Raw genomic sequence first — 685 nt, forward strand, 5'->3', positions numbered from 1 at the left:
ATAAATAAATCATTCTATGCATATAATGAACCTTCATTTAGTTCAGCAAAAGCAAACGCTGGAGCATTATATAGTCCGCAGAATTTTAGAATAATAGATGGGACAACTAGTGGATGGTTAAAGATTAAAACATGGGAAGGCGACAAGTGGATTAATTTAAATGCGGAAGATACAGGCTTAGAATTCTACGTGGAAGCTACTGCATATAGCGTAGAAGGTAGTCCACCACATGAAAGAATTACGGCAGCTGGAATAGACATAGGAAAAAATCCTAACATCAAGTTAATTGCAGTTGATCCTAAAGTTATTAAACTAGGAACGAAAGTTTGGGTTGAAGGATATGGTGAAGCAATTGCTGGAGATACAGGTGGAGCTATTAAAGGGAATAGAATTGACGTTCTGTTTCCTACAGAAAAGCAAGCACTTGAATGGGGACGTAAAAAAGTGAAGATTAAAATAATGAAATAGGATATATCTATTCTTAGCTTTGAAAATTATATATTAGAGAAAATAAAAGGGAGGATATTTTTATGTTTAAGAAAAGTATAGGAATTTTATTGTTTTTAATTCTATCTATTTCTACATTTAGTATAGTAACTCACGCTGCTAGTAGTTCAGAATATGTGAATCAATCATTCTATGGGTATAAGGAGCCATCTTTTAATTCAGCTAAAACAAATGGTGG

At 33.1% G+C, this 685-nt stretch carries 1 protein-coding gene; it reads left to right on the forward strand.

Annotated features, from left to right (window positions below):
- Positions 1–468 (forward strand): 3D domain-containing protein (locus tag CGQ22_RS32675; protein ID WP_254922583.1); only part of this gene is annotated, 468 nt, incomplete at its 5' end.
- Between the last annotated feature and the right edge of the window lie 217 nt (positions 469–685).

Source organism: Bacillus sp. M13(2017) (assembly GCF_002218325.1).
Taxonomy (GTDB): Bacteria; Bacillota; Bacilli; order Bacillales; family Bacillaceae_G; genus Bacillus_A; species Bacillus_A thuringiensis_K.